This is a genomic window from Paenibacillus sp. LK1 (assembly GCF_002750415.1).
Classification (GTDB): Bacteria; Bacillota; Bacilli; order Paenibacillales; family Paenibacillaceae; genus Paenibacillus; species Paenibacillus taichungensis.
This window is the reverse complement of the sequence record NZ_PEII01000022.1, coordinates 15,233-35,147: the sequence shown is the minus strand read 5'-3', so window position 1 is coordinate 35,147 and position 19,915 is coordinate 15,233. Positions and strand designations below refer to the sequence as shown.

The following is a 19,915-nucleotide window of genomic DNA, read 5'->3' as shown; positions in this document are numbered from 1 at the left end:
AGGCTCGCGTCTTGCTCCGGCTTTGGCCGGAGGGGGCGTAACCTAGAATACAGGACTTGGTTAAGGAGGGTTGCTCCTTGTTGGACGTCAACAATTTCGAATACATGAAGATCGGGCTTGCTTCCCCAGAAAAAATTCGTTCTTGGTCCCGCGGAGAAGTGAAAAAACCGGAAACGATCAACTATCGTACGTTGAAACCGGAAAAAGAAGGGCTGTTCTGCGAAAAGATTTTTGGCCCTACAAAAGACTGGGAATGTCATTGCGGTAAATACAAACGCGTCCGTTATAAAGGCGTTGTCTGTGATCGTTGTGGCGTTGAAGTGACACGTGCGAAAGTACGCCGCGAACGGATGGGCCATATTGAGCTCGCTGCTCCGGTATCGCATATCTGGTACTTCAAAGGTATTCCGAGCCGCATGGGTCTCGCTTTGGATATGTCTCCAAGATCTCTCGAGGAGATTATTTATTTTGCATCATATGTAGTAACTGATCCAGGAGAAACTCCACTGGAGAAAAAACAGCTGTTGTCCGAGAAAGAATACCGCAGCTACCGTGAGAAATACGGATATGGATTCCAAGCTGGCATGGGTGCAGAGGCGGTTAAAAAACTGCTTCAAGACCTTGATGTGGATAAAGAGCTTGAATTCCTGAAGGAAGAGCTCCGCACTGCACAAGGACAACGTCGTAACCGTGCGATTAAACGTTTGGAAGTTATCGAAGCATTCCGCAACTCGGGTAATAAACCTGAGTGGATGATCATGGATGTACTTCCTGTTATCCCACCGGAACTTCGTCCGATGGTACAGCTGGACGGTGGACGTTTTGCAACGTCTGACCTGAATGACCTGTATCGCCGTGTAATCAACCGGAACAATCGTCTGAAACGTTTGCTTGATCTGGGCGCGCCAGACATTATCGTACAAAATGAAAAACGGATGCTGCAGGAAGCTGTTGACGCATTGATCGACAACGGCCGTCGTGGACGCCCTGTAACGGGTCCTGGTAACCGTCCATTGAAATCTCTCAGCCACATGCTGAAAGGTAAACAAGGACGTTTCCGTCAGAACTTGCTCGGTAAACGGGTTGACTATTCGGGTCGTTCCGTTATCGTAGTTGGACCTTACCTGAAAATGTATCAGTGTGGTCTGCCTAAAGATATGGCACTTGAACTGTTCAAGCCTTTCGTTATGAAAGAGCTTGTAAATAAAGGGCTTGCCCACAACATCAAGAGCGCTAAACGTAAAGTTGAGCGTGTAAGTCCTGAAGTATGGGATGTTCTTGAAGAAGTAATTAAGGAGCACCCGGTTCTGTTGAACCGTGCCCCTACGCTTCACAGACTCGGTATTCAAGCATTTGAACCGATTCTCGTTGAAGGTAAAGCCATCCGTCTTCACCCGCTCGTATGTACGGCATACAATGCCGACTTTGACGGTGACCAAATGGCCGTGCACGTTCCATTGTCTGCTGAAGCTCAAGCAGAAGCACGTATCCTGATGCTTGCATCAGGTAACATTTTGAACCCGAAAGACGGTAAACCGGTTGTTACCCCTTCCCAGGATATGGTGCTTGGTTCTTACTACCTGACTATGGACAACAAGGAAGAAAAAGGAACAGGTATGATTTTGCGCACGGTAAACGAAGCTGTATCCGCGTACCAACGTGGAACTGCTGGTTTGCATGCACGTGTAGCGATCCCGGTTAGAGCGCTTGGCAAAACAAGCTTTACCGATGAACAACAAGATGCAATGTTGCTGACTACTGTCGGTAAAATCATCTTCAATGAAATCTTCCCGGCAAGCTTCCCTTACATCAATGATGCAACTCGTGCGAACCTTTACCAGGGTACAGCTGAGCATTCATTTGTTTATGAGAAGGGTGCTGACCTTAGAGAAGCGATTATGAACGCTCCTTTGGCTGGTGGTGTCGGTAAAGAATATCTCGGTTCGATCATCGCACGTTGTTTTGAAATTTATCATACAACGGAAACAGCCGTTATTTTGGATAAAATCAAACAACTCGGATTCACATACTCCACTCGCGCTGGTATTACGGTTGCGGTATCGGATGTTATCGTTCCGGAAGAGAAAACCGAAATTCTTAGACAGTCGGAAGAAAAAGCACAAATCGTTACGAACCAGTACCGTCGTGGTCTGATTACGAACGAAGAGCGCTATGACCGCATCATTGATATCTGGTCGAAATCGAAAGATGATATCACCGAGATTCTGATGAAATCGATGGATCGTTATAACTCCATCATGATGATGGTTGACTCCAAAGCACGGGGTAACAAATCGCAAATCACCCAATTGGGCGGTATGCGTGGTCTGATGGCCAACCCATCCGGTCGAATCATTGAACTCCCAATCAAATCGAACTTCCGTGAAGGTCTGACGGTACTCGAGTACTTCATCTCGACTCACGGTGCCCGTAAAGGTTTGGCCGATACGGCCTTGCGTACAGCGGATTCAGGTTACCTGACTCGTCGTCTCGTAGACGTGGCACAAGACGTGATTGTGCGTGAAGATGATTGTGGTACAGATAAAGGCTTTACGGTAAGTCGTATCCAGGATGGTAAAGAGGTTATCGAGGATCTTTACGACCGTATTGAAGGCAGATACTGCTTCGAAACTGTTCGTCATCCCGAAACAAAAGAAGTTATTGCACATCGCAATGAGCTGATTGATTCTGATAAAGCAGAGGCGATCATCAAAGCTGGCGTAACCAAATTGCAAATCCGTTCCGTACTCAGCTGCCGTGCTCGTCACGGTGTCTGCAAGAAGTGTTATGGTCGTAACTTGGCGACTGGTAAACACGTGGAAATCGGTGAAGCAGTTGGTATTATCGCAGCACAATCCATTGGTGAACCAGGAACACAGTTGACAATGCGTACGTTCCACACCGGTGGTGTAGCCGGAGACGATATTACGCAAGGTTTGCCGCGTATCCAGGAGTTGTTTGAGGCTCGTAATCCTAAGGGTCAAGCAACAATCAGTGAGATTGATGGTGTTGTCAAAGAGATTCGCGAGGCGAAAGATCGTCGTGAAATCGAAATTCAAGGTGAAGCAGAATCCAAAGTTTACTCTGTTACCTATGGTTCCCGTGTACGCGTAAGCGAAGGCATGGAAATTGAAGCTGGTGACGAGTTGACAGACGGTTCTATCGATCCAAAAGAAATGCTGCGCATTAAAGGCGTACGTGGCGTACAGAACTACATTTTGCAGGAAGTACAGCGCGTATATCGTAACCAAGGCGTAGAAATCAATGACAAACACGTTGAAGTTATGATCCGTCAAATGTTGCGTAAAATCCGTATCGTCGATGCAGGGGACACTACGTTGTTGCCAGGATCGTTCGTGGATACGCATGAGTACGAAAGAGCTAACAAAACAGCGATTCTGAGTGATAAAGAGCCAGCGGTTGCGAAACCAATCCTGCTCGGTATTACGAAAGCATCCCTGGAAACTGACTCCTTCCTCTCAGCGGCATCGTTCCAAGAAACTACACGTGTCCTGACAGATGCAGCGATCAAAGGTAAAGTCGATCAGTTGCTCGGTCTGAAAGAAAATGTAATCATTGGTAAATTGATTCCTGCAGGTACGGGCATGAACCGTTACCGCAGCATCAAATTTGCTGAGCCAGAAGATGGCCAATCTTCAGTAGAAGAACTTGAGCCAGTTTCGGTTGATTAAATGGATTTGCTAACTTTATTCTGATGAATAGGATAAGTTAAGGTTTTGTATGCCAGGGGGCGGACGACTGTTTTATGCAGACGGACGTTTCCCGGTATAGCAAAACTTGCAAATAAATGTTTTAGGATTAGCATTGACATTGCTTGCGCTAGATGCTAATATATCAAAGGTGCGTGGGCAGCTGATTGTATATGGTCCTATTCGGAGGAATGAACAATGTCTAATGAAAAAGGTCTGCAAGATGCTCATGTCAAAATTGGTACCAAACAGACCATGCGGATGGTCCAGTCAGGAATGGCTGCTGAAGTCTATGTGGCTGAAGATAGTGATCCGCAGCTCACTTCCAAAATCATTGCCTTGTGTGAACAACACAATGTGAAGTACACGAAAGTGGACACAATGAAAAATCTCGGCAAAGCTTGCGGGATTGGAGTGGGAGCAGCAATGGCTGCTGTCGCAAAATGATAGAGTAAGGAACGTTTTTGTCCGAGAACTTTTAGGGATTCTCCAAGGCAAAAACTTTTCATTTGTCTTTTTATGAACCGCCTGGGTCTGTGGACTTAGCGTAAAGAGGTTTATAAAGAAACATGAACAATTGAGGAAGGGGGTGGCAATCACATGCCAACTATTAACCAACTGGTTCGTAAAGGACGTCAAGCTAAAGTTGATAAGTCCAAATCGCCAGCTTTGCAAAAAGGGTTCAACGCTTTGAAACGTGAATCTACTAACATCAGTGCCCCACAAAAACGTGGTGTCTGCACTCGTGTAGGTACAATGACTCCACGTAAACCAAACTCTGCACTTCGTAAGTATGCCCGTGTTCGTTTGACGAACCGTCTCGAGGTAACTGCTTATATCCCGGGAATCGGACATAACCTTCAAGAGCACAGCGTTGTGTTGATCCGCGGAGGTAAAGTTAAAGACCTTGCAGGGGTTCGTTATCACATCGTTCGTGGAGCTCTTGATACTGCAGGCGTAAACAACCGTATGCAAGCTCGTTCGAAATACGGTGCTAAACGTCCAAAAGCTAAAAAAGCCTAAAACATTATAAGTAGCCATCCTATATACCTTTTGGATTAATATCTGAAAGTGTTGGATCGGCTCAACAAGAAAGAAAGGGGGATATCCATGCCACGCAAAGGTCCAGTTACGAAAAGAGACGTGTTGCCAGATCCGGTATACAACTCCAAGTTGGTTACTCGTTTGATCAACCGCATCATGCTCGACGGAAAACGCGGTGTTGCTCAAAGCATTCTGTATAATGCGTTCAAGTTGATTCAAGAACGTACGGGTAATGACCCGATGGAAGTATTTGAAGCAGCAATCAAGAATATCATGCCAGTCCTGGAAGTTAAAGCTCGCCGTGTCGGCGGTGCCAACTACCAAGTACCAATCGAGGTAAAACCAGAGAGACGTACTTCTTTGGGATTACGTTGGCTCGTGAACTACTCCCGCAACCGCGGTGAGAAAACAATGGAAGAGCGTTTGGCGGCTGAGATCATCGACGCTTCCAACAACACAGGCGCTTCCGTTAAGAAACGCGAAGACACGCACAAAATGGCTGAAGCGAACAAAGCGTTTGCTCACTACCGTTGGTAGGATTCAGTTCACAATAATAACTTCAATTTTGAAGGGAGACCCAATTCATGGCAAGAGAGTTCTCCTTGAAAAATACACGTAATATCGGGATCATGGCTCATATTGACGCGGGTAAAACCACTACAACTGAGCGGATCTTGTTCTACACAGGCCGTACGCACAAAATCGGTGAAGTTCACGAAGGCGCTGCGACAATGGACTGGATGGAACAGGAACAGGAGCGCGGAATTACGATTACTTCCGCTGCTACTACCGCTGCTTGGAAGGGCCACCGCGTTAATATCATTGATACCCCGGGACACGTTGACTTCACTGTTGAAGTTGAACGTTCCCTTCGTGTATTGGACGGAGCAGTTGGTGTATTCAGTGCGAAAGAAGGCGTTGAGCCTCAGTCCGAAACCGTATGGAGACAGGCTGACAAGTACGGCGTACCTCGTATCGCTTACGTAAACAAAATGGATATCATCGGTGCTGACTTCCTGAACGTTGTATCTGACATGCGTGATCGCCTTCAAGCGAACGCTGTTGCGATTCAACTTCCAATCGGCGCTGAAAATGATTTCATCGGTATTATCGATATCGTTGAACAAAAGGCTCATATGTACAAAGATGACCTTGGTCAAAATATCGAAGAAACAGAAATTCCTGCGGAATTCAAAGAGCAAGTTGAGGAACTCCGTAACGAATTGATCGAGCGTGTTGCAGAACTGGACGAAGATTTGACAATGAAATACCTGGAAGGTGAAGAAATCTCTATTGAAGAGATCAAAGGCGCTCTCCGTAAAGGTGTTGTAGATGTTAAGATCTTCCCTGTTATCTGTGGTTCCTCATATCGTAACAAAGGTGTTCAACTGATGTTGGATGCTGTTATCGACTACTTGCCAGCTCCAATCGATGTACCAGCTATCACTGGTCACCTCGAAGATGGAACTGAAGCTATTCGCAAGTCTTCCGATGAAGAGCCATTCTCTGCATTGGCCTTCAAAATTATGACTGACCCTTACGTTGGTAAATTGACATTCTTCCGCGTATACTCCGGTGTTCTTCAATCCGGTTCTTATGTATTGAATGCCACTAAAGGCAAACGTGAGCGTATCGGTCGTATCCTTCAAATGCATGCGAACAGCCGTCAAGAGATCACTGAAGTTTACTCCGGTGACATTGCAGCTGCCGTAGGTTTGAAAGATACTGGTACAGGTGATACACTGTGTGATGAGAAAAATCCGGTTATCCTGGAGTCAATGAACTTCCCTGATCCGGTTATCGAAATCGCCGTTGAACCTAAAACCAAAGCTGACCAAGATAAAATGGGTGTTGCTCTCGGTAAGTTGACTGAAGAGGATCCTACTCTTCGTGCTCATACTGACGAAGAAACAGGCCAAACAATCTTGGCAGGTATGGGTGAGCTTCACCTTGATATCATCATTGACCGTATGCGTCGTGAGTTCAAGGTTGAAACTACTGTGGGTAAACCACAAGTAGCTTACCGTGAAACATTCCGTGCACCAGCGCGCGTTGAAGGTAAATTCGTTCGTCAATCCGGTGGTCGTGGTCAATACGGTCACGTATGGGTTGAGTTCGAACCTCTCGAGCCGGGTACAGGCAGCCAGTTCGAAAGTAAGGTTGTCGGTGGTTCCGTTCCAAGAGAATACATTCAACCAGCTCTTGCAGGTATCGAAGAGCAAATGAAAAACGGCGTTATCGCAGGCTTCCCGCTTGTTGACGTTAAGGCTACAATCGTAGACGGATCTTACCATGATGTCGATTCCAACGAGATGGCATTTAAAATTGCCGGATCAATGGCGCTGAAAGCTGCGAAAGACAAATGTAGTCCAGTTCTGCTTGAGCCAATCATGAAAGTAGAAGTAACCGTTCCAGAAGAGTACATGGGTGACGTTATGGGTATGCTTAACTCCCGTCGTGGCCGCATCGAAGGTATGGATTCCCGTAGTGGAGCTCAAATCATTCGTGCTAAAGTACCTTTGTCTGAAATGTTCGGATACTCTACAACTCTTCGTTCCGGTACTCAAGGACGCGGCGTATTCTCCATGGAGCTTTCTCACTATGAAGAAGTTCCTAAGAGCATCGCTGAAGAGATTGTTGCCAAAACAAAAGGAACCGAGTAGTTTTCTCTCATTGAATGAATGTGCATAAGAGTCATGAATTCTTTGCACTTCATTTAGTGAAAAACATAAAATTATAATTTTAAGGAGGCCACGTTCAAATGGCAAAGGCTAAATACGAACGTAATAAACCCCACGTTAACATTGGTACTATCGGTCACGTCGACCATGGTAAAACAACTCTGACTGCTGCAATCACAACTGTATTGTCTAAAACTTACGGTGGTGCCGCTGTAGCATTCGACCAAATCGACAAAGCTCCAGAAGAGCGCGAGCGCGGTATCACAATCTCCACAGCTCACGTTGAGTACGAAACTGACACTCGTCACTACGCTCACGTAGACTGCCCAGGTCACGCCGACTATGTTAAAAACATGATCACTGGCGCGGCACAAATGGACGGAGCTATCTTGGTAGTATCCGCAGCTGACGGCCCAATGCCACAAACTCGTGAGCACATCTTGCTCTCCCGTCAAGTAGGCGTACCTTACATTGTTGTATTCTTGAACAAATGTGACATGGTTGAAGACGAAGAGTTGTTGGAATTGGTTGAGATGGAAGTTCGCGACCTTCTTAACGAATATGAGTTCCCAGGTGATGATACTCCAATCACTCGTGGATCCGCTCGTGAAGCTCTGCAAAACCCTGATGGTGAGTGGGCTCAAAAAATCGTTGAGATGTTCAAAGAAATCGATACTTACATCCCACTGCCTGAGCGTCAAACTGACAAACCTTTCTTGATGCCTGTCGAGGACGTATTCTCCATCACTGGTCGTGGTACTGTTGCTACAGGTCGTGTAGAGCGTGGTACTGTTAAAGTCGGCGAAGAGATCGAAATCGTTGGTATCACTGAAGAAACTAAAAAATCCGTAGTTACGGGCGTTGAAATGTTCCGTAAATTGCTGGATTCCGCTCAAGCGGGTGACAACATCGGCGCATTGCTGCGTGGTGTTGACCGTACTCAAATCGAGCGTGGACAAGTTTTGGCAAAACCGGGTTCTGTTAAGCCACACACAGAATTCTCTGCACAAATCTACGTTTTGACTAAAGAAGAGGGTGGCCGTCATAAGCCTTTCTTCACTGGATACCGTCCGCAGTTCTACTTCCGTACAACTGACGTAACTGGTATCATCAACTTGCCAGAAGGTACTGAAATGGTAATGCCTGGTGACAACATCACGGTTACTGTTCAACTGATCTCCCCAATCGCGATTGAAGAAGGAACTAAGTTCTCCATTCGTGAAGGTGGCCGTACAGTAGGTGCAGGTTCCGTAGCAACTATCCAAAAATAATTCAGCTTATTGCTGAGTAAGTATATGCAACAGTGTGCTGGAACGAGTAACATTGTACTGTAACGAAGCTTCGGAAGAGTTCTTTATCCGACATCGGATAAAGAACTCTTTTATTATGTAATAGTTTCGGAACCTGCGTCATACGAAATGAACATCATTTACGAATGTAGAAGGATTGGTAAGGCAACATGTATATTGGAGATAACACTGCACTAAACGAAGTCATTTCATGAGAAAAGATTAGTTTAAATGTTTTTCTTAAATATGCTTGCAATATGCCCATCTTTTCTATATAATAATGAATGTTGTTCTGTGACGTTGCGATGATGTGAGAGGTTACTGGCACACCCGGCCCCTTTGCCATGGGACAGTGGCCAGAAAATTTTCACGGAGTATGTCCGATAAAAAATTGGGCGATAGAAGGAGGGACTAAAATGGCAAAGCAAAAAATTCGTATTCGTTTGAAAGCTTACGACCACAGAATTCTTGATCAATCCGCGGAGAAAATTGTTGAAACAGCAAAACGTTCGGGTGCAGGTGTATCCGGTCCGATTCCGCTTCCTACTGAAAAACAAATCATTACTATTCTTCGTGCGGTGCACAAGTACAAGGATTCTCGGGAACAATTCGAACAACGCACACATAAGCGTTTGATCGACATCGTTAACCCGACTCCACAAACTGTGGATGCCTTGATGCGCTTGGATCTGCCGTCCGGTGTAGATATCGAAATTAAATTGTAATACAAGCTGCAACAAAGACCATGTATAAAGGAAAAGAGGTGTCAACATGAAAGCAATCTTAGGAAAAAAACTCGGAATGACTCAAGTATTTACACCTGAGGGTAACGTTGTACCAGTAACGGTTATCGAAGCAGGCCCTTGTGTTGTTTTGCAAAAGAAAGACATTGAGAATGATGGCTACGAAGCAATTCAAATCGGTTACTCCGATAAGAAAGAGAAAAATGCTAACAAGCCAGAAGCAGGTCACGCTAAAAAAGCGAACACTGCCCCTAAGCGCTACGTTCGTGAAGTTCGCGGTATCAACATCGCAGAATATGAAGTTGGCCAAGAACTGAAAGCTGACATTTTCGCTGAAGGCGAATTCGTTGACGTAACGGGTGTTTCTAAAGGTAAAGGTTTTGCCGGCGTTATCAAACGTTGGGGACAAAGCACTGGACCTATGTCTCACGGTTCGCGTTACCACCGTGGCCCTGGTTCAATGGGTTCGATCCAAGCTAACCGCGTTCCTAAAGGCAAACGCCTGCCAGGACACATGGGACATGATACTGTTACAATCCAACGTCTTGAAGTAGTTAAAGTAGACGCTGAGCGTAACGTGTTGCTCGTGAAAGGTTCCATTCCTGGACCGAAAAACAGTCTCATTAAAGTTAAAGAAACGGTGAAAAAATAACCACTGAAGAAAGGAGGAACACAAAATGCCAAAAGTATCAGTTTACAATGTAGATGGTAGCCAAGTAGGCGAAGTTGAATTGAACGATGCGGTTTTCGGAATTGAGCCGAACCAACACGTTCTATACGATGCAGTTCTTATGCAACGCGCTTCCCTTCGTCAAGGTACCCACAAAGTAAAAGGACGTTCTGAAGTACGTGGCGGTGGACGTAAACCTTGGAAACAAAAAGGTACAGGTCGCGCTCGTCAAGGTTCGATTCGTTCTCCACAATGGAAAGGCGGCGGTATCGTATTTGGTCCGACACCACGGAGCTATGCATACAAACTGCCTAAGAAAGTTCGCCGTTTGGCGATTAAATCAGCTCTTTCATCCAAAGTGATCGACAATGACATTATCGTTCTGGATGCTCTCACGCTGAGCACACCTAAAACAAAAGAATTTGCTGCCATCTTGAACAACTTGAAAGTTGGACGCAAAGCTTTGATCGTAGCTCCTAGCTATGATGATAATGTGGCTCTTTCCGCACGGAATATTCCTGGCGTGAAATTCGTAGCTGCTGACGGCATTAATGTTCTTGACGTGCTTTCGCACGACAAATTGATCATTACGAAAGAAGCAGTTCAGAAGGTAGAGGAGGTGCTCGCGTAATGAAGGATCCTCGTGATATTGTAAAACGTCCGATTATTACGGAACGTACTGCTGACATGATGAATGACTTGAAATATGTATTTGAAGTCGATATCCGTGCAAACAAAACCGAGATCAAAAAAGCCGTAGAAGCTATTTTCAACGTAAAAGTGAAAAACGTGAACACTCTGCGTGTTCCAGCTAAGCCTAAACGGTACGGACGTTATTCCGGATATACAAGCGAATGGAAAAAAGCGTTTGTAACGCTGACACAAGACAGCAAAACGCTTGAGTTCTTTGAAACTGTATAATTGAAATTTTTGAAGTAAGGAGGGAAACCTAGTGCCAATCAAAAAGTATAAACCAACATCCCCGGCAAGACGGAACATGTCCGTTTCTACATTTGAGGAAATCACCACAGATAAGCCGGAGAAATCGTTGTTGGCCCCGTTGAGCAAACAAGCAGGCCGCAACAACCAAGGTAAAATTACAGTTCGTCACCACGGTGGTGGACACAAACGTAAATACCGTATCATTGACTTCAAACGTACTAAAGATGGAATACCGGGCCGCGTTGCTACGATTGAGTATGACCCGAACCGTACATCCAACATCGCTTTGATTCACTACGCTGATGGTGAGAAACGTTACATCATCGCTCCTAAAGGTCTGAAAGTTGGCGATCAAGTATTCTCCGGTCCTGACGCAGACATCAAAATCGGTAACGCACTGCCACTTGAAAACATTCCAGTAGGTACCGTTATCCACAACATCGAGTTGAAACCAGGTAAAGGCGGACAATTGGTTCGTGCTGCTGGTACAGAAGCTCAATTGCTTGGTAAAGAAGAAAAATACGTATCCGTTCGTCTCTCTTCCGGAGAAGTTCGTCGTATTCTGAAAGTTTGCCGTGCAACAATCGGATCTGTTGGTAACCAAGACCACGAGCTCATCAAAATCGGTAAAGCCGGTCGTAGCCGTTGGTTGGGACAACGTCCTGAAGTTCGTGGTGTAGTAATGAACCCTAACGATCACCCACACGGTGGTGGTGAAGGTCGTGCTCCAATCGGACGTAAATCGCCAATGTCACCATGGGGTAAACCTACTCTTGGTTACAAAACGCGTAAGAAAAATAAAGCTTCTGATAAATACATCATTCGCCGCCGCACGAAGTAATACACACTGTGCATAACTTCGTGAGGCATCTGCGGATGCATAATAGCTACGTTTGAAGGGAGGATCTCCACATGGGTCGCAGTTTGAAAAAAGGGCCATTCATTGATGGCTACATGCTGAAAAAGGTAGAAGAGATGGAAGCATCCGGTAAAAAGCTTGTTATTAAAACCTGGTCCCGTCGTTCTACAATTTTCCCGCAATTCATCGGACACACATTTGGCGTATATGACGGTCGTAAACACGTACCAGTATACGTAACTGAGGACATGGTCGGACACAAACTGGGTGAGTTCGCTCCAACCCGTACGTACAAAGGCCATACTGATGATGATAAGAAAACAAGAAGATAAATGAACATCTTTAATGTTTGAGAGGAGGTTACACAATGGAAGCAAAAGCACATGCTAAGTTTATCCGGATTGCTCCTCGTAAAGTTCAACTCGTTGTTGACTTGATTCGCGGCAAGCAAGTTGGTGAGGCGGTTGCCATTCTCCGTCACACTCCGAAATCCGCTTCTCCGATTGTTGAGAAGTTGCTTAACTCCGCGATTGCAAATGCGGAACATAACTATTCTTTGGATGTTAATAACTTGGTCATTTCGCAAGCTTACGTGAACCAAGGACCGACAATGAAACGTTTCCGCCCTCGTGCAATGGGACGTGCAAGTCGTATTAACAAACGTACTAGCCACATCACTTTGGTGGTATCTGAAAAGTAGAAGGAGGGGAAATGTGTGGGCCAAAAGGTAAATCCAGTCGGACTCCGTGTCGGAATTATCCGTGACTGGGAATCTAAGTGGTATGCAGGTAAAGACTTCGGCGATCTTTTGATGGAAGACGTGAAAATTCGTGAATTCCTGAAAAATAAATTGAAAGACTCCGCTATGTCTCGTGTTGAAATCGAGAGAGCGGCTAACCGCGTAAACGTAACGATTCACACTGCGAAACCAGGTATGGTTATCGGTAAGGGTGGTTCTGAAGTTGAAAATCTGCGTAATCAAATTACGAAAATCGCAGGCGGTAAAAAAGTACACATCAACATCTCTGAAATTAAGAACCAAGACCTGGACGCAATCCTGGTAGCTGAAAGCATTGCACAACAATTGGAACGTCGCGTTTCTTTCCGTCGTGCTCTGAAACAAGCTATTCAAAGAACTATGCGCTCTGGTGCAAAAGGTATTAAAACTCAAGTGGGCGGACGTCTTGGCGGTGCTGAGATTGCTCGTTCGGAAGGCTACAGCGAAGGAACTGTTCCACTGCACACGCTTCGTGCCGACATCGACTACGGTACAGCAGAGGCTCATACAACTTACGGCCGTATCGGCGTAAAAGTATGGATCTATCGTGGAGAGGTTCTTCCTACGGCTAAGAAACAAGCTGCTAAGGAAGGAGGCAACTAATCATGTTGGTACCAAAACGTGTAAAACACCGTAAGCAACAACGTGGACATATGAAGGGCCAAGCTAAAGGCGGAACTACGCTGAACTTCGGCGAATACGGTCTGCAAGCTACGGAACCGGCTTGGATTACGAACCGTCAAATCGAAGCGGCTCGTATTGCGATGACTCGTTACATCAAACGTGGTGGTAAAGTTTGGATCAAAATCTTCCCAGACAAACCAATCACTCAAAAGCCTCTCGAGGTTCGGATGGGTAGCGGTAAAGGTAACGTAGAAAAATGGGTTGCAGTTGTGAAACCAGGTAAGATCATGTTTGAACTTGCTGGTGTACCGGAGGATATTGCACGCGAAGCAATGCGTCTTGCCGCTCACAAACTGCCAATCAAAACGAAGTTTGTGAAACGTGAAGAATTGGGTGGTGAAGCAAATGAAAGCTAGTGAATTTCGCAACCTAACCTCTGCTGAAATCGAGCAAAAGATTGCCGGATTTAAAGAAGAACTCTTTAACCTCCGCTTTCAACTCGCTACCGGTCAGCTGGATAACCCGACTCGAATCCGTGATGTGCGGAAAGAAATAGCTCGTGCTAAAACCATTATCCGTGAAAGAGAATTGGGAATCGGTTAATTAGGGATCGGATGTCTAATCCGTCCGTAATCAGGAAGGAGGCCAACAATGAGCGAAGAACGTAACGCACGTAAAGTGCAAACAGGTAAAGTAGTCAGTGATAAAATGGATAAAACGATCGTTGTTGCTGTAGAAACTTACAAAAAACACGACTTGTACCATAAACGTATCAAGGTTACTAAAAAATTCAAAGCGCATGACGAAGAAAACACTGCGAAAATCGGTGACACGGTGAAAATCATGGAGACTCGTCCGCTTTCGAAAGATAAACGCTGGAGACTTACTGAAGTCGTAGAAAAAGCGATTATCATCTAATGCATCAGCAGCATAGCTGAAAGGAGGAATACTAAATGATTCAACCATTTACACGTTTGACTGTGGCCGACAACTCCGGTGCGAAGGAACTGATGTGTATCCGCGTACTCGGCGGTACGGGACGTCGTACAGCTCAAATCGGTGATCTGATCGTTTGTTCGGTAAAACAAGCAACACCAGGCGGCGTTGTCAAAAAAGGTGATGTAGTTAGAGCGGTTGTCGTTCGTACTAAACGTTCTGTACGTCGTAAAGACGGTTCCTACATCGGTTTTGATGAAAATGCAGCGGTTGTTGTAAAAGACGACAGAAGCCCACGTGGAACACGTATTTTCGGACCTGTTGCTCGTGAACTCCGCGAGAAAGACTTCATGAAAATCGTTTCCTTGGCCCCAGAAGTTATCTAAAGCTTAATCTCGTGATGTTAGAAACAGGAGGTGTACGAAATGCCAAGAGTGAAAAAAGTTCTGGAATCCCATAACAATAAACTTCATGTTAAAAAAGAAGATACAGTTATGGTGATCAGCGGTAAAGACAAAGGTAAAAAAGGCCGTGTCATCGCTGCTTATCCTCGTGAGAACCGCGTCCTTGTGGAAGGTGTTAACATGATTAAAAAACACCAGAAGCCTAACCAGCAAAATCCGCAAGGCGGCATTATCGAGAAGGAAGCTCCGATTCACGTTTCCAACGTAATGCACATCGATCCGAAGAGCGGAAAAGTAACCCGTGTAGGTTACAAAGTGTTGGATAACGGAAAGAAAGTGCGCGTTGCAAAACGTTCCGGAGAAATTATCGACTAATTGAACCGAATGAGAAAGGAGGTCTATGATTCATGGCAGCAAGAATGAAAGAACGTTACCTGAACGAAATTGCTCCTGCTTTGATGCAGAAGTTTAACTATACAACGGTAATGCAAGTGCCGAAAATCGAGAAAATCGTTATCAACATGGGTGTGGGCGACGCAGTTCAAAACTCCAAAGTGTTGGATTCCGCAGTAAACGATTTGCAACTGATCGCAGGTCAAAAACCTGTAATCACTCGTGCTAAAAAATCTATCGCAGGTTTCAAACTGCGTGAGAACATGCCTATCGGTGTGAAAGTAACATTGCGCGGCGAGCGTATGTACTTCTTCCTCGATAAACTGTTCAACGTTACGCTTCCTCGTGTCCGCGACTTCCGCGGTGTATCGAGCAAAGCTTTCGACGGACGTGGTAACTACACACTGGGTCTGAAAGAACAATTGATCTTCCCAGAGATCGAGTATGATAAAGTAGACAAAGTCCGCGGTATGGATATTGTCATCGTAACAACGGCGAAAACAGACGAAGAATCCCGTGAATTGCTCACGCAACTCGGAATGCCTTTCGTAAAATAATGTTGCTATAACGTTTCCGGGTGTCTGGAAAGACTCCCTTTTCTCCGAAATTATTTAGGAGGTGTCAGGCTAAGTGGCAAAAACTTCGATGAAAGTTAAACAACAACGTACACCAAAGTTTAAAGTACGTGCTTATACACGCTGTGAGCGTTGCGGACGTCCACATTCGGTACTGCAGAAGTTCAAAATTTGCAGAATTTGCTTCCGTGAATTAGCTTATAAAGGCCAGATCCCTGGCGTGAAAAAAGCAAGCTGGTAAAAAGTCCTGAACGGGAAGGAGGTTAACTCACAATGACTATGTCTGATCCAATTGCAGATATGCTTACTCGTATTCGTAACGCGAACACAGTTCGTCACGAAACGGTAGAAATGCCTGCTTCGACAATGAAAAAACAAATCGCCGACATCTTGAAGCGTGAAGGTTTTATCCGTGACGCTGAAGTTATCGATGATAACAAACAAGGGATTATCCGTGTTTTCCTGAAATACGGTCAAAATAACGAGCGTGTTATTACTGGTCTGAAAAGAATCAGTAAACCTGGTCTTCGTGTTTACACGAAAAGCAACGAAGTACCTCGTGTACTTGGTGGTCTGGGTATCGCTATTATCTCGACATCCAAAGGTATCATGACGGACAAAGAAGCTCGTCAATCAAAATCCGGCGGAGAAGTCGTCTGCTACGTTTGGTAATATAACGTCACAAGATAGGAGGTGCAACATATGTCTCGTATTGGTCGCAAACCAATTACAGTACCAAGTGGTGTGGACATCACACTGGACAACACCGTTATTACGGTAAAAGGACCAAAAGGATCTTTGACTCGTGAACTTCATAAAGACATGAAGGTTACAGTTGAAAACAACGAAATTACAGTTGTGCGTCCTTCCGATAACAAAACTCACCGTTCTTTGCACGGCACAACGCGTAGCGTTGTAAACAACATGGTGAGTGGTGTTACTGAAGGATTCGCAAAATCTCTGGAGCTGGTTGGGGTCGGATATCGTGCAAGCAAATCCGGAGATAAAATCGTTCTGAACGTTGGCTACTCTCACCCGGTTGAAATTACACCGGAAGCGGGAATCGAATTCGAAGTTCCTTCGAACACGAAAATCATCGTTCGCGGAATCGATAAAGAGCGTGTAGGTGCTTACGCTGCTAAAATCCGTTCCGTTCGTGAACCTGAGCCGTACAAAGGTAAAGGTATTAAATATGAAGGCGAGCGTATCATCCGTAAGGAAGGTAAAGCCGGTAAGAAGAAATAAGATTTTTCTTACCGCCTTTGCGCGGTTTTCGGCTTGCTTGCTTCTTGTGTTTCTAATATACCCCGTGGCTTCCGGTTTGAAGCCAGCGAGGTAACCTGAAAGGAGTGAATCCCTGAGATGATTACGAAACAAGATAAAAACAAGGCTCGTCTGAAAAGACACCTGCGTGTTCGTAAGAAAATCCAAGGAACGGCAGCACGTCCTCGTTTGAACGTATTCCGTTCTGGTAAACATATGTATGCTCAAATCATCGATGACGTAGCTGGTGTTACGATCGCTTCCGCGTCTACTGTAGACAAAGAATTGAGCGGCGACATCAAAAACGGCGCATCTGTTGAATCTGCTCGTAAAGTTGGCGAACTCGTTGCTAAACGTGCAAAAGACAAAGGCGTTTCTAACATCGTATTTGACCGTAGCGGTTATCTGTACCATGGTCGTATCGCAGCATTGGCTGCAGCGGCTCGTGAAGCAGGACTTGAGTTTTAAGATATTTTTCAAAAGGAGGTTAACGACTTGCGTGTAGATCCGAATACTTTGGAACTGACTGAAAGAGTTGTAAATATTAATCGCGTAGCTAAAGTAGTAAAAGGCGGACGCCGTTTCAGCTTTAGCGCACTGGTTGTAGTCGGCGACGGCAACGGCTGGGTTGGAGCTGGTATCGGTAAAGCGGGCGAAGTACCTGATGCAATTCGCAAAGGTATTGAAGACGCTAAGAAAAACCTTGTACACGTTCCACTCGTAGGAACTTCGATTCCTCACTTGGTAACAGGTAAGTTCGGCGCAGGACGCGTGCTGTTGAAACCAGCATCTGAAGGTACTGGTGTTATCGCTGGTGGTCCTGTACGTGCGGTTCTCGAACTTGCTGGTGTAGGTGACATTTTGACAAAATCTCTGGGTTCTTCGAATTCCATGAACATGGTCAATGCGACTTTGGAAGGTTTGTCCCGTTTGAAGCGTGCTGAAGACGTGGCAAAACTGCGCGGCAAATCCGTCGAAGAGCTTCTGGGTTAAGGAGGGAATCTCATGGCTAAATTAGAAATTACCCTCGTCCGCAGCTTGATCGGACGTCCGGAGACGCAAAGAACAACTGTGAAAACATTGGGCTTGCGCAAAATCAACAGTAAAGTGGTTCAAAACGACAATCCTGCCATTCGTGGTATGATTAACAAAGTAAGCCACTTGGTCGCTGTTAAAGAAGTAGAAGCTTAAAAAAGGGTTAATCCCACAAATCTTTAAGGAGGTGCAACGAACGATGAAGTTACATGAGCTTTCACCATCTCCTGGATCCCGCAAAGAACGTAAACGTCTTGGTCGCGGTCCAAGTAGTGGTACAGGTAAAACATCAGGTCGCGGTCACAAAGGACAAAACGCTCGTTCTGGCGGTGGAGTACGTCCAGGCTTCGAAGGTGGACAAAATCCATTGTATCGTCGCTTGCCAAAACGTGGTTTTGTAAACCCAACTCGCAAAGAATATGCAGTTGTGAATACTGAAGACCTGAACAGTTTTGCTGCGGGTACTGAAGTAACTCCAGAATTCTTGATGACGAACGGCGTAGTTAAAAACGCTAAATCCGGAATCAAAATCCTGGGTAACGGTGATGTCACTGTGAAGCTGACTGTTAAAGCTAACAAGTTTTCTCAATCTGCTATTGAGAAAATTGAAGCTGCCGGCGGTACAACTGAGGTGATTTAATGTTCAAGACCCTAAAGAATATCTGGCGGGTTGAAGATCTGCGCAAAAGGGTATTATTTACCCTTTTTGTACTGATCATTTACCGCATCGGCTCCTTTGTCCCCGTACCGGGAGTTAACAAAGATGTGTTCGAAGCGACAAATTCTGCGGGTAAAGAAGTTTTTGGACTTCTCAATACGTTCTCGGGCGGAGCGCTCTTTCAGTTCTCGATATTTGCGCTCGGGATCGTGCCTTACATCACTGCGTCTATCATAGTACAGTTGCTTTCCATGGACGTTATTCCTAAATTAGCGGAGTGGGCTAAGCAGGGTGAACAAGGTAAGAAAAAATCTGCACAACTGACCCGTTATTTAACGGTAGGTCTGGCATTGATTCAAGCGTTTGGTACGTCGATCGGATTCAACCGCTTGTACAATACAGAAATGGTGCCTAATGCAACATTTGCAGATTATATCTTGATCGCAATTGTACTTACGGCGGGTACTTCATTCCTAATGTGGCTTGGTGAGCAGATCACCGAGAAGGGCATAGGAAACGGGATTTCGATTTTGATCTTTGCGGGTATCCTATCAACGGTGCCTAACATTATCAAACAAACGATCGAGTCCGACTTCATCCAAGCTGACCAATTGTTCATGAACATTCTTAAAGGGGTAATCGTTGCAATTGTTATTGTACTGATTATCATAGGTGTCATTTACATCCAGCAGGCGATTCGGAAAATTCCGGTACAGTACGCTAAACGCGTCGTAGGTAACAAAATGTACGGTGGACAGAACACACATATCCCGCTGAAGATTAATGCAGCAGGTGTTATCCCTGTCATCTTTGCTTCATCTCTGTTGATGTTCCCATCGATCATCGCAAACTTCTGGGCTGATCGTGCATGGGCACAGTGGATCGGAGCCAATCTCACTACACATAAACCTTTGGGTATGTTACTGTATGTAGTGATGATTTTCGGATTCACATTCTTCTATACTTTTGTACAGATGAATCCACAGCAGATGGCTGACAATATGAAAAAGAACGGCGGTTACATCCCAGGCATTCGTCCGGGTAAAGCAACCGAGAAATATCTGACCCGTGTCATGACTCGTTTGACAACGGCAGGTGCCATCTTCTTGGCAGTAATTTCCGTTCTGCCTGTAATCTTGGGGGCACTTTCTGGTTTGCCTCAATCTGCGCAAATTGGAGGAACATCTCTCCTGATCGTTATCGGTGTTGCGCTGGATACGATGAAGCAAATCGAAAGCCAATTGATCAAACGCCACTACAAAGGTTTTATCAATAAATAGGCAATAGGTACCGGTCAAGCTAAGATTTACT

Annotated in this window: 28 protein-coding genes; all 28 read left to right on the top strand. The window is 45.4% G+C overall.

What is annotated here, in order from left to right:
• The first annotated feature begins 77 nt into the window (after positions 1 to 77).
• Positions 78 to 3,692: a DNA-directed RNA polymerase subunit beta' gene (rpoC, locus tag CS562_RS30770; protein WP_076292164.1), complete on the top strand. Its 3,615-nt coding sequence runs from the start codon at positions 78 to 80 to the stop codon at positions 3,690 to 3,692.
• A 216-nt stretch (positions 3,693 to 3,908) separates the two neighbouring features.
• Entirely contained in the window at positions 3,909 to 4,157 is a 249-nt protein-coding gene (locus CS562_RS30765; protein ID WP_076292165.1) for a ribosomal L7Ae/L30e/S12e/Gadd45 family protein, read from the top strand.
• A 153-nt stretch (positions 4,158 to 4,310) separates the two neighbouring features.
• Positions 4,311 to 4,733, top strand: coding sequence for a 30S ribosomal protein S12 (rpsL, locus tag CS562_RS30760; RefSeq protein WP_056697677.1), 423 nt, complete (start codon positions 4,311 to 4,313; stop codon positions 4,731 to 4,733).
• Positions 4,734 to 4,820: 87 nt separating this feature from the next.
• On the top strand, positions 4,821 to 5,291 hold the full coding sequence (gene rpsG / locus CS562_RS30755) for a 30S ribosomal protein S7 (RefSeq protein WP_007432586.1): 471 nt from the start codon (positions 4,821 to 4,823) through the stop codon (positions 5,289 to 5,291).
• 47 nt (positions 5,292 to 5,338) lie between these two features.
• Positions 5,339 to 7,417: an elongation factor G gene (gene fusA, locus CS562_RS30750; protein ID WP_076292166.1), complete on the top strand. Its 2,079-nt coding sequence runs from the start codon at positions 5,339 to 5,341 to the stop codon at positions 7,415 to 7,417.
• 98 nt (positions 7,418 to 7,515) lie between these two features.
• The gene (gene tuf, locus CS562_RS30745) at positions 7,516 to 8,706 is read left to right on the top strand and encodes an elongation factor Tu (protein WP_076292167.1); all 1,191 of its coding nucleotides are present in this window, start codon (positions 7,516 to 7,518) and stop codon (positions 8,704 to 8,706) included.
• 434 nt (positions 8,707 to 9,140) lie between these two features.
• Positions 9,141 to 9,449, top strand: coding sequence for a 30S ribosomal protein S10 (gene rpsJ, locus CS562_RS30740; protein WP_017692074.1), 309 nt, complete (start codon positions 9,141 to 9,143; stop codon positions 9,447 to 9,449).
• A gap of 46 nt (positions 9,450 to 9,495) precedes the next feature.
• Positions 9,496 to 10,119, top strand: coding sequence for a 50S ribosomal protein L3 (gene rplC / locus CS562_RS30735; RefSeq protein ID WP_053779208.1), 624 nt, complete (start codon positions 9,496 to 9,498; stop codon positions 10,117 to 10,119).
• A 25-nt stretch (positions 10,120 to 10,144) separates the two neighbouring features.
• Positions 10,145 to 10,768 (top strand): 50S ribosomal protein L4, encoded by a 624-nt coding sequence (gene rplD, locus CS562_RS30730; protein ID WP_062329471.1) that lies wholly within the window; start codon positions 10,145 to 10,147, stop codon positions 10,766 to 10,768.
• The gene (gene rplW / locus CS562_RS30725) at positions 10,768 to 11,058 is read left to right on the top strand and encodes a 50S ribosomal protein L23 (protein WP_024633586.1); all 291 of its coding nucleotides are present in this window, start codon (positions 10,768 to 10,770) and stop codon (positions 11,056 to 11,058) included. Before rplD ends, rplW begins: the two co-directional genes overlap by 1 nt.
• 31 nt (positions 11,059 to 11,089) lie before the next feature.
• A complete protein-coding gene (gene rplB, locus CS562_RS30720; protein WP_076292169.1) occupies positions 11,090 to 11,920 on the top strand; it encodes a 50S ribosomal protein L2 in 831 nt (276 codons plus the stop codon).
• A 71-nt stretch (positions 11,921 to 11,991) separates the two neighbouring features.
• Entirely contained in the window at positions 11,992 to 12,270 is a 279-nt protein-coding gene (rpsS, locus tag CS562_RS30715) for a 30S ribosomal protein S19 (RefSeq protein WP_024633584.1), read from the top strand.
• A gap of 35 nt (positions 12,271 to 12,305) precedes the next feature.
• On the top strand, positions 12,306 to 12,638 hold the full coding sequence (rplV, locus tag CS562_RS30710) for a 50S ribosomal protein L22 (protein WP_024633583.1): 333 nt from the start codon (positions 12,306 to 12,308) through the stop codon (positions 12,636 to 12,638).
• Positions 12,639 to 12,653: 15 nt separating this feature from the next.
• The gene (gene rpsC / locus CS562_RS30705) at positions 12,654 to 13,319 is read left to right on the top strand and encodes a 30S ribosomal protein S3 (protein ID WP_024633582.1); all 666 of its coding nucleotides are present in this window, start codon (positions 12,654 to 12,656) and stop codon (positions 13,317 to 13,319) included.
• 2 nt (positions 13,320 to 13,321) lie between these two features.
• Complete coding sequence (gene rplP / locus CS562_RS30700; RefSeq protein ID WP_076292170.1) at positions 13,322 to 13,756, top strand: 50S ribosomal protein L16; 435 nt, start codon at positions 13,322 to 13,324, stop codon at positions 13,754 to 13,756.
• Positions 13,746 to 13,943: a 50S ribosomal protein L29 gene (gene rpmC / locus CS562_RS30695; protein ID WP_017692083.1), complete on the top strand. Its 198-nt coding sequence runs from the start codon at positions 13,746 to 13,748 to the stop codon at positions 13,941 to 13,943. Before rplP ends, rpmC begins: the two co-directional genes overlap by 11 nt.
• Positions 13,944 to 13,991: 48 nt before the next feature.
• Complete coding sequence (gene rpsQ, locus CS562_RS30690) at positions 13,992 to 14,258, top strand: 30S ribosomal protein S17 (protein ID WP_024633580.1); 267 nt, start codon at positions 13,992 to 13,994, stop codon at positions 14,256 to 14,258.
• Positions 14,259 to 14,293: 35 nt separating this feature from the next.
• Positions 14,294 to 14,662 (top strand): 50S ribosomal protein L14, encoded by a 369-nt coding sequence (gene rplN / locus CS562_RS30685; RefSeq protein WP_024633579.1) that lies wholly within the window; start codon positions 14,294 to 14,296, stop codon positions 14,660 to 14,662.
• A gap of 39 nt (positions 14,663 to 14,701) precedes the next feature.
• Positions 14,702 to 15,055: a 50S ribosomal protein L24 gene (rplX, locus tag CS562_RS30680; protein WP_024633578.1), complete on the top strand. Its 354-nt coding sequence runs from the start codon at positions 14,702 to 14,704 to the stop codon at positions 15,053 to 15,055.
• Positions 15,056 to 15,087: 32 nt separating this feature from the next.
• Positions 15,088 to 15,630, top strand: a complete 543-nt coding sequence (gene rplE / locus CS562_RS30675; RefSeq protein ID WP_062329467.1) for a 50S ribosomal protein L5 — start codon at positions 15,088 to 15,090, stop codon at positions 15,628 to 15,630.
• A 73-nt stretch (positions 15,631 to 15,703) separates the two neighbouring features.
• Entirely contained in the window at positions 15,704 to 15,889 is a 186-nt protein-coding gene (locus tag CS562_RS30670) for a type Z 30S ribosomal protein S14 (protein ID WP_013312154.1), read from the top strand.
• A 32-nt stretch (positions 15,890 to 15,921) separates the two neighbouring features.
• Complete coding sequence (rpsH, locus tag CS562_RS30665) at positions 15,922 to 16,320, top strand: 30S ribosomal protein S8 (protein WP_017692088.1); 399 nt, start codon at positions 15,922 to 15,924, stop codon at positions 16,318 to 16,320.
• A gap of 30 nt (positions 16,321 to 16,350) precedes the next feature.
• Complete coding sequence (rplF, locus tag CS562_RS30660) at positions 16,351 to 16,893, top strand: 50S ribosomal protein L6 (protein WP_024633576.1); 543 nt, start codon at positions 16,351 to 16,353, stop codon at positions 16,891 to 16,893.
• 117 nt (positions 16,894 to 17,010) lie between these two features.
• Complete coding sequence (gene rplR, locus CS562_RS30655; RefSeq protein WP_062329465.1) at positions 17,011 to 17,379, top strand: 50S ribosomal protein L18; 369 nt, start codon at positions 17,011 to 17,013, stop codon at positions 17,377 to 17,379.
• A gap of 27 nt (positions 17,380 to 17,406) precedes the next feature.
• A complete protein-coding gene (rpsE, locus tag CS562_RS30650; RefSeq protein WP_017692091.1) occupies positions 17,407 to 17,904 on the top strand; it encodes a 30S ribosomal protein S5 in 498 nt (165 codons plus the stop codon).
• 12 nt (positions 17,905 to 17,916) lie between these two features.
• On the top strand, positions 17,917 to 18,102 hold the full coding sequence (rpmD, locus tag CS562_RS30645) for a 50S ribosomal protein L30 (protein ID WP_017692092.1): 186 nt from the start codon (positions 17,917 to 17,919) through the stop codon (positions 18,100 to 18,102).
• Between the two features lie 43 nt (positions 18,103 to 18,145).
• Complete coding sequence (rplO, locus tag CS562_RS30640; protein ID WP_062836188.1) at positions 18,146 to 18,586, top strand: 50S ribosomal protein L15; 441 nt, start codon at positions 18,146 to 18,148, stop codon at positions 18,584 to 18,586.
• Positions 18,586 to 19,884: a preprotein translocase subunit SecY gene (secY, locus tag CS562_RS30635; protein ID WP_062329461.1), complete on the top strand. Its 1,299-nt coding sequence runs from the start codon at positions 18,586 to 18,588 to the stop codon at positions 19,882 to 19,884. Before rplO ends, secY begins: the two co-directional genes overlap by 1 nt.
• Positions 19,885 to 19,915: the final 31 nt, after the last annotated feature.

What these genes read in the sequence shown, in the direction of transcription:
- CS562_RS30765 (WP_076292165.1), top strand. Translation starts at nt 3,909, where the DNA reads ATGTCTAATGAAAAAGGTCTGCAAGATGCTCATGTCAAAATTGGTACC.
- rpsL (WP_056697677.1), top strand. Translation starts at nt 4,311, where the DNA reads ATGCCAACTATTAACCAACTGGTTCGTAAAGGACGTCAAGCTAAAGTT.
- rpsG (WP_007432586.1), top strand. Translation starts at nt 4,821, where the DNA reads ATGCCACGCAAAGGTCCAGTTACGAAAAGAGACGTGTTGCCAGATCCG.
- fusA (WP_076292166.1), top strand. Translation starts at nt 5,339, where the DNA reads ATGGCAAGAGAGTTCTCCTTGAAAAATACACGTAATATCGGGATCATG.
- tuf (WP_076292167.1), top strand. Translation starts at nt 7,516, where the DNA reads ATGGCAAAGGCTAAATACGAACGTAATAAACCCCACGTTAACATTGGT.
- rpsJ (WP_017692074.1), top strand. Translation starts at nt 9,141, where the DNA reads ATGGCAAAGCAAAAAATTCGTATTCGTTTGAAAGCTTACGACCACAGA.
- rplC (WP_053779208.1), top strand. Translation starts at nt 9,496, where the DNA reads ATGAAAGCAATCTTAGGAAAAAAACTCGGAATGACTCAAGTATTTACA.
- rplD (WP_062329471.1), top strand. Translation starts at nt 10,145, where the DNA reads ATGCCAAAAGTATCAGTTTACAATGTAGATGGTAGCCAAGTAGGCGAA.
- rplW (WP_024633586.1), top strand. Translation starts at nt 10,768, where the DNA reads ATGAAGGATCCTCGTGATATTGTAAAACGTCCGATTATTACGGAACGT.
- rpsS (WP_024633584.1), top strand. Translation starts at nt 11,992, where the DNA reads ATGGGTCGCAGTTTGAAAAAAGGGCCATTCATTGATGGCTACATGCTG.
- rplV (WP_024633583.1), top strand. Translation starts at nt 12,306, where the DNA reads ATGGAAGCAAAAGCACATGCTAAGTTTATCCGGATTGCTCCTCGTAAA.
- rplP (WP_076292170.1), top strand. Translation starts at nt 13,322, where the DNA reads ATGTTGGTACCAAAACGTGTAAAACACCGTAAGCAACAACGTGGACAT.
- rpmC (WP_017692083.1), top strand. Translation starts at nt 13,746, where the DNA reads ATGAAAGCTAGTGAATTTCGCAACCTAACCTCTGCTGAAATCGAGCAA.
- rpsQ (WP_024633580.1), top strand. Translation starts at nt 13,992, where the DNA reads ATGAGCGAAGAACGTAACGCACGTAAAGTGCAAACAGGTAAAGTAGTC.
- rplN (WP_024633579.1), top strand. Translation starts at nt 14,294, where the DNA reads ATGATTCAACCATTTACACGTTTGACTGTGGCCGACAACTCCGGTGCG.
- rplX (WP_024633578.1), top strand. Translation starts at nt 14,702, where the DNA reads ATGCCAAGAGTGAAAAAAGTTCTGGAATCCCATAACAATAAACTTCAT.
- rplE (WP_062329467.1), top strand. Translation starts at nt 15,088, where the DNA reads ATGGCAGCAAGAATGAAAGAACGTTACCTGAACGAAATTGCTCCTGCT.
- rpsH (WP_017692088.1), top strand. Translation starts at nt 15,922, where the DNA reads ATGACTATGTCTGATCCAATTGCAGATATGCTTACTCGTATTCGTAAC.
- rplF (WP_024633576.1), top strand. Translation starts at nt 16,351, where the DNA reads ATGTCTCGTATTGGTCGCAAACCAATTACAGTACCAAGTGGTGTGGAC.
- rplR (WP_062329465.1), top strand. Translation starts at nt 17,011, where the DNA reads ATGATTACGAAACAAGATAAAAACAAGGCTCGTCTGAAAAGACACCTG.
- rpmD (WP_017692092.1), top strand. Translation starts at nt 17,917, where the DNA reads ATGGCTAAATTAGAAATTACCCTCGTCCGCAGCTTGATCGGACGTCCG.
- rplO (WP_062836188.1), top strand. Translation starts at nt 18,146, where the DNA reads ATGAAGTTACATGAGCTTTCACCATCTCCTGGATCCCGCAAAGAACGT.
- secY (WP_062329461.1), top strand. Translation starts at nt 18,586, where the DNA reads ATGTTCAAGACCCTAAAGAATATCTGGCGGGTTGAAGATCTGCGCAAA.